Raw genomic sequence first — 15,017 nt, forward strand, 5'->3', positions numbered from 1 at the left:
AACATCCTCACACTAATTAAAGTTTCACTTTAGCCTCCATTATAACGGAAATTATTTCATACATGCGAACAATTGCTTTATAATAAAAATTAGAAAGTTTAGACATTTCTTTTTTCTCCACTATTATTTTTCAAAAAGCGATGGGAGTGTTCATTATGCCAGTATTAGTCTTCTGTATTATCGTCTCATTTATGTTGTACCTCTTCTACAAAACAAAATACTTTCGTACAAACCGCCCAATGGAGAAAGGTTGGCTCTCAGGAAAATCCGCAATGGCACTTGGTTCATTCGTCTTATTCTTTGGGATAAACCAATTCTTTTTAGAACTTTCAACCGCTCGAATTATCGTTGGTGTTTTATTTGTTCTATTTGGTAGTGCAAGTGTATTTAATGGATTTCGCCAATATAAACATTTCTTACCATTAGCAGTTGAAGAAGCTGAATCTGTCTGAAGCAACATAAAAAAGCATCAATATTGTGATGCTTTTTTACGTCCCTTAACTTTTAAAATCATATATGCAACAAAAGCAGAAGGTATATTAAAGGGGTTGCCTTGTACGTGAAAATGTAATTGTTCTTCTTCAAAAGACATTTTTTCATATAGTTCTCGCTGAGATAATCCTGTTCGTTTCTTTTTTTCATGTAAACTTTGTAAGTATAAATATTGAAACGGTATCATCACAAGAAAGTAAAATAGTGCGATCCCACCAAAGAAGAGCACTTCTGATGACATATTGCATACCACCTTCCTGAAATCCATTTTATTACAATTCAATTATAACATAGTATAAACTCTAATTAAATTAATATTCTGTTTTTTAACTGTATAATTACCTCTCCATATATATATCCTGCTACTCCTTTGCGTTCCCCCTAAAACCCTCCCTCATCTTTAGCAACAGCTTCAAAATCCAATAAAACAAAATAAAGTTAAAGAAAAAGCCTAATGGATTAAACCAACATTCCCATCCACCATAATAAACAAACGTTTCAGCTGGTACACCAAAGTAAAGAAAATCCGGCTCATTTTCTCCTGATATGGGAATAAAGGCACCTATACTAGTAAGAGTCAAACTTACAAAATACAACCTCTTTTTAAGACCATTCATTCTTCTATGCGTTAACACATGAATAATGATGAAACATACGACCACTAAAAAGAAAAGTATTCCTCCCATTCGCTTCCTCCTTATCGCTATTCCATTTCCATATCTTCAAATTTTTTAGTATTTTTATTATAAATATGAAATGATACGCTATTTATTTTTTGTTTCTATCCCTTTAACAAAAAAAATAGAACAAACCAAAGCGGTCTGCTCCATCTTTTTATTTATCGATCAACTGCACCATAAGTAATGCTTTCCCGACAACATTACCTTCATGATGCACTTCTACATCAACCTTACCAAACTTACGTCCAATTTCTAACACTTTCGGATGAACTGATACAACATTATCAATTTGAACTGGTTTTACGAAATAAATTGTTAAGTTCTCAACAATTAAATCACTCTTCTTTTGCGCACGAATAACGCGATTCGTTGCTTCCGTCACAATTGTTGTGAATACACCGTAAGATAACGTTCCGATTGAATTCGTCATTTGCGGCGTCACTGAAAATTGATATAAATGTTCATTTTTCGCTTCTTTCGGCGTCATAAATTGATTCGTTACAATATCATCGATTGTTTCGCCGACTTGTGGTTGACGCTGAATCATTTGCAGCGCCTGAAGTACATCTTGACGACTAATAATTCCTTGCAGTTTATTTCCTTCATCAACAACTGGAAGTAACTCAATACCTTCCCACACCATCATACGTGCTGCAGCTGCGACAGACATTTTACCGTTTACCGTAATCGGATGCTTTGTCATCACTTTATCAATTGGTGTTTCTTTCATGACACCAATCATATCTTTTGAAGTTACGATACCTAACACCTTTTTATTTTCATCAATAATTGGATATCTTCCGTGCATCGTCTCTTCGTTATACGCATGCCATTGCTGCACTGTATCACCTGGTTTTAAATATAATGTCTCTTCAATGGGGGTTAAAATATCTTCAACGAGTACAATTTCTTTCTTAATAAGCTGATCGTAAATTGCACGGTTAATTAACGTCGCAACTGTAAATGTATCGTAACTACTTGAAATAATCGGCAATTTTAATTCATCTGCTAATTTCTTCACATGATCTTCCGTATCAAATCCGCCCGTAATTAATACCGCAGCTCCGGCTTCTAACGCTAATTGATGTGCGTTCGTACGGTTACCAATAATAAGTAAGTTTCCAGCTTCTGTATAGCGCATCATCGCTTCTAATTTCATTGCCCCGATTACGAATTTATTTAACGTTTTATGTAGTCCTTCTCTGCCCCCAAGTACTTGACCATCGACAATGTTAACGACTTCTGCATATGTCAGTTTTTCAATATTCTCTTTCTTCTTTTGTTCAATTCGAATTGTTCCGACACGTTCAATCGTACTAACATATCCTTTATTTTCTGCATCTTTAATTGCACGGTAAGCTGTCCCTTCACTTACACTCAAATCTTTCGCAATTTGCCTTACAGAAATTTTATGCCCTACTGGTAGGCCATTAATATGTTCTAAAATTTGGTTATGCTTGGTAGCCAAATGGTTTCACCATACTTTCTTTTCCCTAAATTCTTCATGTGTTGTATTTTCAGTATACTATATTTTCAAAACTGTTACACTCTCTCTTTATATATCTGTACTATTTTTTTTATAACAAAATACACCTTACATTACACCACTTCTTCTATTACAACAATGTAATGGTATTGTCATCCCGTTCGATAGTTTGTCCAGCCGCTTCAATATACAATTAAGACAAGAAATGAAACAAAGGAGCGGATACATGATGAAAAAATTATTAGAAGTTGTAGGTGCTGTATTTTTAGCTTTCGTAGACGGAAAAAAAGTTGCAATGGAATTGAATGAAACACCTGAACAGCCACTTCCAAAAAGAAAAGAATCACCAAAACAAGTACAAACTTTAAAAGCTGTCCTACACACGTAAAAAACCCTCCACTTGTCTTTTCAAATGAAGGGTTTCTTTTCTATAGTGTAATACTTTCTCCAGCTTCTAGTACTTTCCCTGTACAATTTTGTAGCTTTTCTACAAATTGATATGGATCTTGTTCAATTACTGGGAACGTATTGTAATGCATCGGTACAACAGTTTTCGCCTGAGTCCATTTTGCTGCTAAAACAGCATCTTCTGGTCCCATTGTGAAATTATCACCAATTGGTAAAAATGCTATATCTATATCATTCAGTTCCCCAATTAACTTCATATCAGAGAATAGAGCCGTATCCCCTGCATGGTAAACAGTTTTCTCTTCTGCTGTAAACAAAATACCAGCGGGCATACCTGTATATGTAATCGTCTTATTTTCTTCATCAATATAACTAGAGCCGTGGAAAGCTTGTGTAAACTTCACTTTTCCGAAATCAAATTCATGCGAACCTCCAATATGCATCGGATGTGTATGTACTCCTTGCCAACTTAAAAATGTTGCTAGTTCAAATGGTGCTACGACAACCGCATTATTTTTTTTCGCAAGCTCTACTGTATCTCCAACATGATCACCATGTCCATGTGACAAAAGAATCGCATCTACTTTTACATCTTCAGCCTTTAAATCCGTTTTCGGATTTCCTGTTAAAAACGGGTCAATTAAAATAACTTTTCCATTCGCCTCAATTTTCACAACTGAATGTCCATGATAAGATACTTTCATTATTACATTCCTCCCCTTATTCACATTCTCACTTTTATTCTACATGATTTTTCAATTCCCTGTCTTTTCTAACATCTATTTACTTGTCATAACGCTTTCTTCCGAGGTAAAGTTATATTTGTAATTAAATATCTCGGGGGTGCCAATCGATGAATGCTAGATTAGAAAATTTAATGCAATGGCTAAAAGAAAAAAACGTAGAAGCTGCGTTCTTAACTTCTACACCAAACGTTTTCTACATGACAAACTTCCACTGTGAACCACATGAAAGACTACTTGGTATGTTTGTATTCCAAGAAAAAGAGCCTATTTTAATTTGCCCTAAAATGGAAGAAGGCCAAGCACGTAACGCTGGCTGGGCACATGAAATTATCGGATTTACTGATACTGACAGACCATGGGATATGATTGCAAAAGCAATTAAAGACCGTGGCATCAATCCAAATGCAGTTGCAATTGAAAAAGAACATTTAAACGTAGAACGTTACGAAGAATTAACAAAATTATTCCCAAATGCAGCTTTCAGATCAGCTGAAGAGAAAGTTCGCGAGCTTCGTTTAATTAAAGATGAAAAAGAACTTTCTATTTTACGTGAAGCAGCTAAAATGGCAGATTATGCTGTTGAAGTTGGTGTAAATGCAATTAAAGAAGATCGTAGTGAGCTAGAAGTATTAGCAATTATTGAACACGAATTAAAAACAAAAGGCATACATAAAATGTCATTTGATACGATGGTATTAGCAGGTGCAAACTCTGCTCTTCCACATGGTATTCCAGGTGCAAACAAAATGAAACGCGGCGATTTCGTACTATTTGATTTAGGTGTAATTATTGACGGTTATTGCTCTGACATTACACGTACAGTAGCATTCGGTGAACTTTCTGAAGAACAAACTCGCATTTACAACACTGTACTTGCTGGACAATTACAAGCAGTTGAAGCATGTAAACCAGGCGTTACACTTGGTGCAATCGATAATGCTGCTCGTTCTGTTATCGCAGATGCAGGTTACGGAGACTTCTTCCCACACCGACTTGGTCACGGACTTGGAATTAGCGTTCACGAATATCCAGATGTAAAAGAAGGCAACGATTCTCTATTAAAAGAAGGTATGGTCTTCACAATCGAACCAGGTATTTACGTACCAAACGTAGGTGGCGTTCGTATTGAAGATGATATTTACATCACAAAAGACGGATCAGAAATTTTAACGAAATTCCCGAAAGAATTACAATTTGTAAAATAAGAAAAAGGCAGCTTAATTGCTGCCTTTTTCTATTTTTCTACTACTTCAAATTTCTCTACAATCATTTGCCCTGGGTAACTTTCAAGTATGTGAGAAGACCATACTTTTATTTTATCCCCTGTTTTTAATTGATTAGATGCGTTTTTCTCCTTAAAGCTCAACACTATATCTGATGGATGCTCTTTATTCATTTGTTGTTCCATATAATTTCGCAACTCTACTTTTGTTTCAAACGTCTTATCACCGACAAAAAACACAGTGTCATTTCTTACTATAATATATCCTTCTTTAGGTACTGCTTTTACCGCTACTTGCTCTACTTGTTTTGTAGTACACGCTGATAATACAAGTAGAAAGACACTTAAAAATATATACATAGAAAATTTCATATTCCTATTCATTTTTAACTCCCTACTCTATTTTGCTATTTCTGATTTAACACCATCTTCTCCTCATACTTATCATTCCATTTAATCACAACCTCTATCGGTTCATCTTTAGATAGAGGTGCACAACTTACACAAGAAGATTTCATTTCAATCTTTGCTCCTTTATGACTTTCTGACGTTTCTGTCATTGCACTAAAGGCTCCATTAATAGCAATCTCTAAATTTTTAAATTCTGTATTTCCATCTCCGCCCTTATACTGAAACGTAAATATTCCGTCTTCACTGTCATCCTTAATATGCCCTTTATATTGCCCTGTCCAACTTTTGCTCTCACTAGAAAAAGTAACATACGAAATCGAACAACTTCCTAAAAAGAAAATACAAATAAAAAAGAATAATGCTCTCTTCATAATGCCCTCCATTCAAAAGCACTTATTTATCCCACATTAACGGGCAGTAAGATCCCTACATCAAAATTCGGTGAAAGCAAAGAAGTTAGGTGGGGTATCAACTGTCCGTAAAAGTCCGATTGGGAAAGCTAATAATCAGTGGGGGATCCCCCCACTGATTAAAGTTTCACTTTATTGTCTATTTCTTCCTCTTATTATACTATTAAAATACAGAATTTTCTAAAACGGGAGGGTTTACATGTTACAACAACAGTTAGAAGAAATTCGTAATAATAATTACATCATAGATAATACACTTCATATTGATTCTTTAAGTTCCAATATGCTTGAACATATCGGTGTTACTGATAGTTATTTAAGGGATAAACTTATTTACTCTACTTTTTATCATCTCATCAAAAAGGACTACATTTCACATGCACACTTACAGAAATTATTATTAGAAAGCATCAGCGAAAAATATTTATTTTATAAAATTCATTCAGATGACGAAGATGCTGTATTTACCCGTGCATTTACGACATTATTAATTGCGCTCATTATTGATGCGGATACAAATTATAATTTCTTATCACAGGCTGATCTTTTACATGTAAAAGATCAATTAATTCTATATATGAACAATGAACATGATTTCCGTGGATATGTGCAAGACCACGGCTGGGCACATAGTATCGCTCATGCTTCCGATACATTTGAAGCGCTTGTTCGTAGTCCTAAACTGGAAACTTTATATTACGAAGAAATATTACAAACTTTATTAAACAAAGTTTGTGTTCATTCCATCTATTACAAATACGAAGAAGATGAGCGTCTCGTTTATCCTATTGTCACAATGCTGCAAAATGGTCTAAAGGAAGAAGTACTCATATTAGCCCTTCATGACTTAGTAGCTCGATTACCAGTCCAAAAACAAACACTACATATTGAATCGTACGAGTTTCTATACGGAAATATAAAATCTTTCTTACGTAGCTTATTTTTCAGACTACGCACACTTTCTATATGTAAAGAAACCGAATGCGAAATTGAAAAATTGCTACGAGAACTTCCAAAATATTATTAAAAAAAGAAGGCCACTTAAAAAGTGCCTTCTTCTATTTCACTAATATTTAATTGAAATTTCACGATCCAAACTGAGAAAAGGTGGACAAGAAGCGCAAACGCCATACATGCTCCGCTTAAAAAAGTTAGTATAGGATGCGAATACACGTGCCCTAATCCATAGGATATCGCCACGAAAAACATTGTTATGTAAATATAAATTGCTCCATGTATTTGCCTCATATGAACCTCCTTTTCCCATATTATAACATAAATTTTCTGATTATTCACATTAATCACTTGTAATCAATATTTCTCAACTGTTACACCTCTAACAGCAGCCTTAATATATGGTGCTCCTTGTAAACTTTGTAAATCCTCTGTTTTTCCTGTTACGACTACACCGTATATTCATATGTTTTTTGGTTTTTGGTTTTTTTGCTTTTTTATTTCTTTATAGTTTGTCCTAAAAGATTCTTAATATCCCCTTTTATTTTCACTTAAAGATATCCAAAATACAGCTTTCTAAATTTTTATCATAATAAAAAGCACATCTATTTTGATGCGCCCTTCACATATATTTTATTAACATATAAATCATTTTTTTGAAACAAAAACTCCCACTCATCTTTCCCCAAACTATCGTTATGACTTAGTTGCCATAATAATTGAACGAGGATAAAACCCCAGCTTTTCATAAAACGATACAGCTTCATTTCCGTACACTACTGTTAATTCAATTTCATCTATCTTCTTCGCTTTAAACCATTCCACTGTACTATTCATTAATTTTAAACCAAATCCGTTTCTTCGGTATTTTTCATCAACGAATAAAACTTCAATCTTTCCGCTTACACTTTTACTATACGCTATACAAAATCCTAATATATCAGTTGTTTCCGCCTCAACTAATAATTCAATTCTATATTCTCGGTACTTTGAATTTTTTTTATAATCCTCAATACGTTCCTCAAATGTCATTCTTGGATAATCACCAGAAAAATATTTTGATTTACTGTTATGATATTCATGCAATTTATCTAAGTGGTCTCTTACTATCTCTATTTCATCGAGAGTGATATATTTATTACTAATTCTCATCCTACAGCATCTCCACTAATATATATTTCAACAAAAAAGAAGACCGTCTTACGGTTACAAAATACCAATCTATTATTTCATCGTGTCCTTCACAATATCCTGAATCATAACAACTTCTGTTTTCATATCAACAGACGGTGCTTCTTCATCAATACATTCATACCAAAATTCCAAGTGCTTTTTATCAATTTCATGATGAGAATTTTCGACAAGAGCCCCGCCTTCTCCTTGCACAGAATACCAATATAAGTACTCTTCTCCATCTCTTATTTCCCGGAAAATTGTCTCTACGTACATTTTCTCGTCGTTTAGTGTCAAAAGCACTTCTTTCATATTGTCATTAAGAAGCTGCATCCATTCATCTACACGATGACTTTTACCTTGTTTCACTTTAAATCTCGTTAACTCCACATTCATTTTTATTCCCCCGTTCTCTTACGTACAAACAAACTATATTCTATTGGATGATGAAAACTTAATTTACTAGCTAATTTTTGCGAAGGAATATTGTCTACATAACAATCCCAGCACGGTGTAATATCATTTTGTATGCAATGTTTAATGAACCGCGTTGCAACAGCTTGGGCTAATCCTTTCCCTTGATATGCTTTATGCGTTGCAATATCAATTTCAGCAAAACCATCCCCGCTAAATATCGAAACACATTCCGCTACAATCATTCCCTCTTGTTCTATACAAAATCCAAAACCACCGTTTAAGAACGTTTCTTTTGATCCCCAATATTCTTTGTAGTACTCCTCTGTAAATTCATTGCTTCGTTCTATATCTCTTCTATCAATACGCTTCACTTCATATGTATTTTTGTTACAATCTCGTTTTCTCTCTTCAAAGGTTACTCTTTGAAATTTCATTCGCGGGATGTTCCGAAGTACATTACTAAAACGCTCCTCTATCATCATTTCCCACTCTTCACTCGAAGTGAACAATGTAAATCTCTTCTCTGTTTTTTCAATCGCCTTTTTTATAAACGAAAATAAATCTTCGTTATAATTTTGATCATCAGTATTACCAAATAAATAATAAATACCATTAGCTGTACGAATTAGTCCTGCTGTTAATTTCTCGTTTGCAAAAACCTCACCATCTATCATTTGATCACATACCGCATAAGCAAACGTCGTCGTTCTTGTAAGACTTTCTAAAATCGGAAGGATTTTTCTATACTGGGCTACAGATATTTTTTTCATAATTGCTCCACTTTAATCGTATCAGCCTCTATATTTTCAAAACAAAGATTTACCGTTCTCTTGAATGCTCTCGTTCTATGAATCGTACATGCTGGAATTAAAATAGAATCATTTGGCTTTAATACCTTTGTTTCTCCATCTTCAAAATCAATAAGTAATTCTCCCTCTAACACAATAAATAATTCATCCGAATTAGAATGGTAGTGCCAATCATATTCACCAGTAAATACAGCGATTCGTAAGCAATGACTATTTACATTTGAAACGACGAAGTTTTTATGTTGATCTTGAATGTCCTTTGTTAATTCTATTAAGTTCACAGTTTCCATCTTTCGTCTCATCCTTTCATTAGTCGTTCTTCTGAAAAATTAACTTAGTCTCCACCACCTCCGCAATCTCCTCCACCATCACTTGAACTACTACAATCACTGCTACTGTAGTCACCGAATCCACTTGATGAACTTGAAGCGTATGAAGATTTTTTGCTCATGTTTCTTTGCTTATCTTTCTTACCTTCATGACTAGGCCACACTGTATCAAAGAATATAACGAATAAAACTAATTCTATTACGGCAAGTATAACCTCTGAAATACTCTCAATAATATTCGGGGTTATCCCAAAACTGTAAAGCACCCAAAATGAACCCATACACAAAATCACATACATAACCATACAAACATACCGAAACGTTTTTTCTATCATAATGACTATTTTTTTTGAAGTTAGAATGTTCTGTTCCTGTTTTTTCTTTATATATTTTTGTCTCTTAGCTTGCTTTTCCTTCTTATTTTTTCTCCCCATTGAATCCCCTCTTTTTATTGTATAATTCTAAATTATCACAACGAATATCTATTAACATCAATAAGTAACAATTTTTTACATATTATTCCCTAAAAAAAAGACCCTCCTCATAAGAGGAAGGTCTCTAATGTATCTCTATTATGATAAAGCAGGAGCTTTTTCAAGAAGCTCTTTCGCATCAGCGTATTGTAAGCCGTGAGCTTCTGCAACTGCTTCAAATGTTACATAGCCATCTAATGTGTTAATACCTTTTAGTAATGCAGTGTTGCCTAAGCAAGCATCTTTGTAGCCTTTGTTCGCAATTTGTACTGCATATGGTACTGTTACGTTTGTTAATGCAAGAGTTGATGTACGTGGAACTGCTCCTGGCATATTAGCAACTGCATAATGAACAACGCCATGTTTTTCGTAAGTTGGGTTGTCGTGAGTTGTAATACGGTCAGTTGTTTCGAAAATACCACCTTGGTCAATCGCGATATCTACAACGACAGAACCTGGTTCCATTGATTGAATCATTTCTTCTGTTACAAGTTTTGGCGCTTTTGCACCTGGAATTAATACTGCTCCAATAACAAGGTCAGATTCTTTTACAGCTTCTGCAATGTTGTATGGATTAGACATTAACGTTTTTACTTGGTTACCGAAAATGTCATCTAGTTGACGAAGACGTTCTGCGCTTAAGTCAATGATTGTTACATCTGCACCTAAACCTACTGCAATCTTCGCTGCGTTTGTACCAGCTTGACCACCGCCGATAATTGTTACTTTTCCGCGTTTTACCCCTGGAACGCCTGCAAGTAAAATACCTTTACCACCTTTGTTTTTCTCAAGGAACTGTGCACCGATTTGTGCAGACATACGACCAGCTACTTCACTCATAGGTGCAAGTAATGGTAAAGAACGATTGTCTAATTGCACTGTTTCGTATGCAATTGATGCAACTTTGTTATCAATTAATGCTTTCGTTAATTCTGGTTCTGGAGCTAAGTGTAAGTATGTGAATAAAATTAAACCTTCGCGGAAATAGCCGTATTCACTTGCAACTGGCTCTTTTACCTTCATAACCATATCTTGGTTCCATGCTTCTTCAGCAGTTTCAACAAGTTTCGCACCAGCTTGTACGTATTCTTCATCTGTAAAGCCTGATCCTATACCTGCTCCTTTTTGAACAAAAACTTCATGACCATTTTGTACTAAATGTACAGCTCCCGCTGGCGTCATCGCCACGCGGTTTTCATTGTTTTTAATTTCTGTTGGAATACCGATACGCATTATTAGTTCCCCCTTGAGTTATGAAATGACCCCTGAATCATTTTTTAAAGCGCTTTCTACGCTCTTATATTTTAACATAATATCTCAATATTTGACAAAAAATAATACAAGTTTTCCGATAGATTTAATCTTAAATTAAAGGACAGTATTATCCGCACCTCTCAGCATACAGGATAAACTGTCCAATTATTCGAAACTTCACTTTATTTCACTATCGATGTCTATGAATAACATCTACTGCACCAGTTACTTCAATAATTGTACCGGTAATCATATCGGAATCGTCCTCACATAAAAACGAAATCGTTCTTGCGATATCTTCACCTGTTCCAGATCTACCAATTGGTGTGTTATGTTCTTTCAATTGACGTGCTTCTTGAATTGTCGCTTCTTTCATTTCACCAATAATATCACCCGGACATACCATATTTGCAGTAATACCATATTCTGCTTCTTCGTAAGCAACTGTTTTCGTTAATGAAACAAGTCCTACTTTCGCTGCTGCAAATGCTGAACGATAAATCCATCCCGGTGCGCTATCTGCCCCTTGGAATCCGTAATTAATAATACGGCCAAAGTTCTGTTTTCTCATAACCGGAACGACAAGTTTCAACAAACGAAACACCGCTGTTAAATTACCCTGAATCATTTCATTCCATTCGTCTTCTTCATAATCGACTAACTTTTTTCGTTCAAATACATATGGACCAGCATTATTAATTAAAAAGTCAATTTTGCCAAAACGGCTTATCGCTTCTTCTACTATTTTATGTAAATCTTCCTTTTTCGTGACATCCGCTTGCACGAATTGTAGACGCTCTTCCATATTTTTATATGTTTCTTTCATCGTTTCCATAGCCGCCATATCGCTATGGTATGTTACTGTTACTGAATATCCTTTAGCCAATAACTTTTCTGTTACTTGCTTTCCTAAACCTTTCGTACCGGCTGTAATGAGCGCGTGTCTCACAAACATGCCTCCTTTTAAATTGCTATACTTCATATGTAACAAGTTCTCGCCCCAATTACAACTAAAATGAATTAAAGCAAAGTTTTCAAAATTCTGTAACGTTTCCAACAAGCACATTACCAAAATTTGTTTTATAATAAAGTTGTAAACGGTAATAAAAATGATTGGGAGGAATTTACTATGAATAATACATATACAAATATTTTAATCGCGGTGGACGGTTCTAAAGAAGCAGAAAGAGCTTTTAAAAAAGCAATTCAAGTCGCAAAACGCAACAATGCAACATTAACAATTGCTCATATCGTTGATGTAAAAGCATACTCAGCAGTAGAAGCTTATAGCCGGGCAATTGCTGAACGTGCAAATCTATTTGCAGAAGACTTATTAGAAGACTACAAAAAAACTGCGCTTGAAGCTGGCCTTGAAAAAATTGAAACTGTATTAGAATTTGGTAATCCTAAATCTAAAATTTCAAAAGAAATCGCTCCAAACCATAAAGTAGATTTAATTATGTGTGGTGCAACTGGTTTAAATGCTGTTGAGCGTTTCCTAATTGGTAGCGTCTCTGAACATATTATTCGCTATGCGAAATGCGATGTCCTTGTTGTTCGTGGTGATGAGGAGCAAGGTGATCTTTAATTCATAAATAAGACACCAAGTCCACATGTTGTACTGGTGGATAAGGGAAATGAAGCTTTAGGCTTGAATGAACGATAAATACATGTTGTTAAACAATGATAAAAAATAAAAAGGAGTGGGTAATCCACTCCTTTTTTTCACGACTGTGTAAGAAGAATAAAGATGTTTAATGTTACTCATAAAAATAAATCTTCTCTGTTTTTCTCCACTCTTACATGGATTTTAAAATCCTCATTTTTCAACTGATTGTTTAATAAATTTCAAACTGTATTCTACTTAATTCTTTGAGCAATTGGATGGTCATCTTTTAGTTGTAACAAATCCCATAAATTCCCGTACAAATCCTTGAATACCGCAACTATTCCATATTCTTGCTCTTTCGGTTCTCTCACAAATTCTATTCCTCTTGAAATCATTTCATTATAATCTCTCCAAAAATCGTCAGTATTTAAGAAAAGAAAAACTCTGCCGCCTGACTGGTTACCGATAAAGGAGTCTTGCTCAGGTTTAGATGCTCTAGCCAGTAATATTGTGGTGCCGACTGAACCAGGAGGAGATACCACTACCCATCTTTTGTTTTGTTCTGGCTGATATATATCTTGGACTAATGTGAAATTTAGTTTTTTTGTATAGAACTCTATTGCCTCATCGTAGTCTTTTACTACTAATGCGATATGAACTATTGATTGAATCATTATTATTCCTCCTATTATTACTGAACAATCAAATCATAGTATAACATTTCTTACTTTAATCCATCTATTAGCTTAATAACACAGGCTCTTGTTTTTCTTCATTTCACATACTTCACTATAAATACAAGACAAACAACCACTACAACAGCTACTGCCAGCACATATGGCGGTAAGAACTTCAAAGACCATAATGCCATCATGATCGTCGCAACCGTTAAGTACGTTTGCTTTGCATCTTCTGTCATTTTTTTACGAAGCAAGAACACATACAAATAACCGATTGGCGGCGTAATAAAGCAAAGAACATATATGATTTTAGATTTTAAATACCATTTTTGTTCTCCGAGTTTCTGTATATCTTCTTCTATTCTCTTATGCTCTTGCTCTCTCGCTTCTTCTACAAGCGGATCTTCCTCTTCTCCTCGCTTTTCTTTCATATAAGGAAGAAAGTGCACGAAAAAATAGTATGCGAATACGAACGCTCCAAATCCAATATCTAATCTTTTCAATGGAATATTCTCACTAAAAAAAGCAGCAGCAATCGCTAAAGAAAAACAATACGTCGTCATCCAAAATGAACGTTTTCTCTTTTTCCGTTCCATTTCTTTTTTATCTTGTACATATTTTCTTTTCGAAAGCCATATTGAAATACAGCAATCTACTATAAATAGAATAAAGATAAATATCCCAACGTGTACTGTTTCTACATCCTCAAATGAAAAGATATTTGGGAATACAACGTGTAATACAATTAGCGTGTACAAAATTATCCCTATAAAATAAATACGTCTCATTTTCCATTCCTTTCTTATTTCCTAACTTTAGGTTAACATACATTTTTTAGAAATAGACGGGCAATATATATATATGTTAAAAAAGGAGGATGCTATATGAATGATTCTGAGCGTATTATTTTAGACGTGAATGGGAAAGAACTCGAAATGCTAGATATGATTCGTACTCATTTTAAAGAGAAACATGGCGTTGAACTAAGTAATGGTGCATTGCTGCGAGATTTGATGGATATTGAGTATATTCGAATTACGGAAGATCGACATAAGTATGATTAAAAGAAAACGACTGCAGGCGAATGCCGTCAGTCGTTTTCTTTATTTAAGCTCTTGATGCTTTCCGCCCATACCACCTGGCTCATTGCTATCTTGGTGTACAGTTAGTTTATTTGTTTTAGCATCTTTCAAAACTCTATATGTGTATGATTCATTTGGTTCATCTTTAAATTGTACATTCATACCGTATGAACCGATTTTGCTATAAAATGCCGGTTTTATGTATGAAATATCACTTTCTTTATATCCTTTCTCTTGCAAATGCCACATCGTTGCGATAATCGCTTCTTCTCTCTTCTCTTTTTCACCAACAAGCATATATTTGTCCAAAAGAAATACTTTAACATTTGCAATTAAGCTAATTAATAGTAACACGATAAATACTATTTTTTTCATAGATTTC

23 protein-coding genes and 1 pseudogene are annotated in these 15,017 nt (G+C 34.5%); 6 read left to right on the top strand and 18 right to left on the bottom strand.

Features of this window, described 5'->3' with window-relative positions:
• The first annotated feature begins 155 nt into the window (after window positions 1-155).
• On the top strand, window positions 156-452 hold the full coding sequence (locus MKO96_RS26325) for a YtpI family protein (protein ID WP_001144772.1): 297 nt from the start codon (window positions 156-158) through the stop codon (window positions 450-452).
• A gap of 17 nt (window positions 453-469) precedes the next feature.
• On the opposite strand, the gene MKO96_RS26330 is transcribed toward MKO96_RS26325, so the two are convergent.
• The 3 genes from MKO96_RS26330 to MKO96_RS26340 form a co-directional block, all read right to left on the bottom strand.
• On the bottom strand, window positions 470-733 hold the full coding sequence (locus tag MKO96_RS26330; RefSeq protein ID WP_240589144.1) for a DUF3949 domain-containing protein: 264 nt from the start codon (window positions 731-733) through the stop codon (window positions 470-472).
• A 121-nt stretch (window positions 734-854) separates the two neighbouring features.
• On the bottom strand, window positions 855-1,178 hold the full coding sequence (locus MKO96_RS26335) for a hypothetical protein (protein WP_240589145.1): 324 nt from the start codon (window positions 1,176-1,178) through the stop codon (window positions 855-857).
• A gap of 148 nt (window positions 1,179-1,326) precedes the next feature.
• Window positions 1,327-2,640: a DRTGG domain-containing protein gene (locus MKO96_RS26340; RefSeq protein ID WP_240589146.1), complete on the bottom strand. Its 1,314-nt coding sequence runs from the start codon at window positions 2,638-2,640 to the stop codon at window positions 1,327-1,329.
• Window positions 2,641-2,884: 244 nt separating this feature from the next.
• Between MKO96_RS26340 and MKO96_RS26345 the strand changes: the two genes are divergently transcribed.
• Complete coding sequence (locus MKO96_RS26345) at window positions 2,885-3,046, top strand: hypothetical protein (protein WP_000976299.1); 162 nt, start codon at window positions 2,885-2,887, stop codon at window positions 3,044-3,046.
• 40 nt (window positions 3,047-3,086) lie between these two features.
• Here the strand turns inward: MKO96_RS26345 and MKO96_RS26350 are convergent, their stop codons facing one another.
• A complete protein-coding gene (locus MKO96_RS26350; protein WP_240589147.1) occupies window positions 3,087-3,770 on the bottom strand; it encodes a metal-dependent hydrolase in 684 nt (227 codons plus the stop codon).
• Window positions 3,771-3,919: 149 nt separating this feature from the next.
• Between MKO96_RS26350 and pepQ the strand changes: the two genes are divergently transcribed.
• Window positions 3,920-5,017, top strand: a complete 1,098-nt coding sequence (gene pepQ / locus MKO96_RS26355) for a Xaa-Pro dipeptidase (RefSeq protein ID WP_240589148.1) — start codon at window positions 3,920-3,922, stop codon at window positions 5,015-5,017.
• Window positions 5,018-5,046: 29 nt separating this feature from the next.
• Here the strand turns inward: pepQ and MKO96_RS26360 are convergent, their stop codons facing one another.
• Together MKO96_RS26360 and MKO96_RS26365 are read right to left on the bottom strand one after the other, a co-directional pair.
• Window positions 5,047-5,418: a DUF3221 domain-containing protein gene (locus MKO96_RS26360; RefSeq protein WP_240589149.1), complete on the bottom strand. Its 372-nt coding sequence runs from the start codon at window positions 5,416-5,418 to the stop codon at window positions 5,047-5,049.
• Between the two features lie 23 nt (window positions 5,419-5,441).
• Window positions 5,442-5,828, bottom strand: coding sequence for a hypothetical protein (locus MKO96_RS26365; RefSeq protein WP_240589150.1), 387 nt, complete (start codon window positions 5,826-5,828; stop codon window positions 5,442-5,444).
• A gap of 226 nt (window positions 5,829-6,054) precedes the next feature.
• On the opposite strand from MKO96_RS26365, the gene MKO96_RS26370 reads away from it, so the two are divergent.
• On the top strand, window positions 6,055-6,882 hold the full coding sequence (locus MKO96_RS26370; protein WP_240589151.1) for a DUF2785 domain-containing protein: 828 nt from the start codon (window positions 6,055-6,057) through the stop codon (window positions 6,880-6,882).
• Between the two features lie 14 nt (window positions 6,883-6,896).
• On the opposite strand, the gene MKO96_RS26375 is transcribed toward MKO96_RS26370, so the two are convergent.
• The 9 genes and pseudogenes from MKO96_RS26375 to MKO96_RS26415 all read right to left on the bottom strand — a co-directional run bounded on the left by MKO96_RS26375 (window position 6,897) and on the right by MKO96_RS26415 (window position 12,246).
• The gene (locus MKO96_RS26375) at window positions 6,897-7,103 is read right to left on the bottom strand and encodes a hypothetical protein (RefSeq protein WP_001248905.1); all 207 of its coding nucleotides are present in this window, start codon (window positions 7,101-7,103) and stop codon (window positions 6,897-6,899) included.
• 63 nt (window positions 7,104-7,166) lie between these two features.
• Window positions 7,167-7,367, bottom strand: a pseudogene (locus MKO96_RS26380) (anti sigma factor C-terminal domain-containing protein); the annotation flags it as partial.
• A 138-nt stretch (window positions 7,368-7,505) separates the two neighbouring features.
• Window positions 7,506-7,961 (bottom strand): GNAT family N-acetyltransferase, encoded by a 456-nt coding sequence (locus tag MKO96_RS26385; RefSeq protein ID WP_240589152.1) that lies wholly within the window; start codon window positions 7,959-7,961, stop codon window positions 7,506-7,508.
• Between the two features lie 72 nt (window positions 7,962-8,033).
• Window positions 8,034-8,378 (bottom strand): DUF6176 family protein, encoded by a 345-nt coding sequence (locus tag MKO96_RS26390; RefSeq protein ID WP_240589153.1) that lies wholly within the window; start codon window positions 8,376-8,378, stop codon window positions 8,034-8,036.
• Window positions 8,379-8,380: 2 nt separating this feature from the next.
• Window positions 8,381-9,169 (bottom strand): GNAT family N-acetyltransferase, encoded by a 789-nt coding sequence (locus MKO96_RS26395; protein WP_240589154.1) that lies wholly within the window; start codon window positions 9,167-9,169, stop codon window positions 8,381-8,383.
• Window positions 9,166-9,498, bottom strand: coding sequence for a cupin domain-containing protein (locus MKO96_RS26400; RefSeq protein ID WP_240589155.1), 333 nt, complete (start codon window positions 9,496-9,498; stop codon window positions 9,166-9,168). The genes MKO96_RS26395 and MKO96_RS26400 overlap by 4 nt, the downstream gene beginning before the upstream one ends.
• Before the next feature lie 44 nt (window positions 9,499-9,542).
• Window positions 9,543-9,971: a hypothetical protein gene (locus MKO96_RS26405; RefSeq protein ID WP_240589156.1), complete on the bottom strand. Its 429-nt coding sequence runs from the start codon at window positions 9,969-9,971 to the stop codon at window positions 9,543-9,545.
• A gap of 138 nt (window positions 9,972-10,109) precedes the next feature.
• On the bottom strand, window positions 10,110-11,243 hold the full coding sequence (ald, locus tag MKO96_RS26410; RefSeq protein ID WP_240589157.1) for an alanine dehydrogenase: 1,134 nt from the start codon (window positions 11,241-11,243) through the stop codon (window positions 10,110-10,112).
• Between the two features lie 211 nt (window positions 11,244-11,454).
• Window positions 11,455-12,246 carry an SDR family oxidoreductase gene (locus tag MKO96_RS26415; RefSeq protein WP_098275990.1) on the bottom strand — a complete coding sequence of 264 codons (792 nt, stop codon included), beginning with the start codon at window positions 12,244-12,246 and terminating at the stop codon, window positions 11,455-11,457.
• Window positions 12,247-12,393: 147 nt separating this feature from the next.
• Here MKO96_RS26415 and MKO96_RS26420 point away from each other — a divergent pair, with 147 nt between their 5' ends.
• Window positions 12,394-12,852 carry a universal stress protein gene (locus MKO96_RS26420; protein ID WP_001066680.1) on the top strand — a complete coding sequence of 153 codons (459 nt, stop codon included), beginning with the start codon at window positions 12,394-12,396 and terminating at the stop codon, window positions 12,850-12,852.
• Between the two features lie 272 nt (window positions 12,853-13,124).
• Here MKO96_RS26420 and MKO96_RS26425 read toward each other — a convergent pair whose 3' ends face one another.
• Both MKO96_RS26425 and MKO96_RS26430 read right to left on the bottom strand, forming a co-directional pair.
• Window positions 13,125-13,547, bottom strand: a complete 423-nt coding sequence (locus tag MKO96_RS26425) for a VOC family protein (protein WP_098275928.1) — start codon at window positions 13,545-13,547, stop codon at window positions 13,125-13,127.
• 98 nt (window positions 13,548-13,645) lie between these two features.
• Window positions 13,646-14,341 carry a hypothetical protein gene (locus MKO96_RS26430; RefSeq protein WP_240589158.1) on the bottom strand — a complete coding sequence of 232 codons (696 nt, stop codon included), beginning with the start codon at window positions 14,339-14,341 and terminating at the stop codon, window positions 13,646-13,648.
• A gap of 96 nt (window positions 14,342-14,437) precedes the next feature.
• Here MKO96_RS26430 and MKO96_RS26435 point away from each other — a divergent pair, with 96 nt between their 5' ends.
• Complete coding sequence (locus tag MKO96_RS26435) at window positions 14,438-14,617, top strand: ProA domain protein (RefSeq protein WP_088097985.1); 180 nt, start codon at window positions 14,438-14,440, stop codon at window positions 14,615-14,617.
• A gap of 39 nt (window positions 14,618-14,656) precedes the next feature.
• On the opposite strand, the gene MKO96_RS26440 is transcribed toward MKO96_RS26435, so the two are convergent.
• Window positions 14,657-15,010 carry a DUF3139 domain-containing protein gene (locus tag MKO96_RS26440; protein WP_087982382.1) on the bottom strand — a complete coding sequence of 118 codons (354 nt, stop codon included), beginning with the start codon at window positions 15,008-15,010 and terminating at the stop codon, window positions 14,657-14,659.
• Window positions 15,011-15,017: the final 7 nt, after the last annotated feature.

Origin of the sequence: Bacillus sp. ES1-5 (assembly GCF_022487605.1) — a bacterium.
In the GTDB taxonomy this organism is placed as follows: domain Bacteria; phylum Bacillota; class Bacilli; order Bacillales; family Bacillaceae_G; genus Bacillus_A; species Bacillus_A wiedmannii.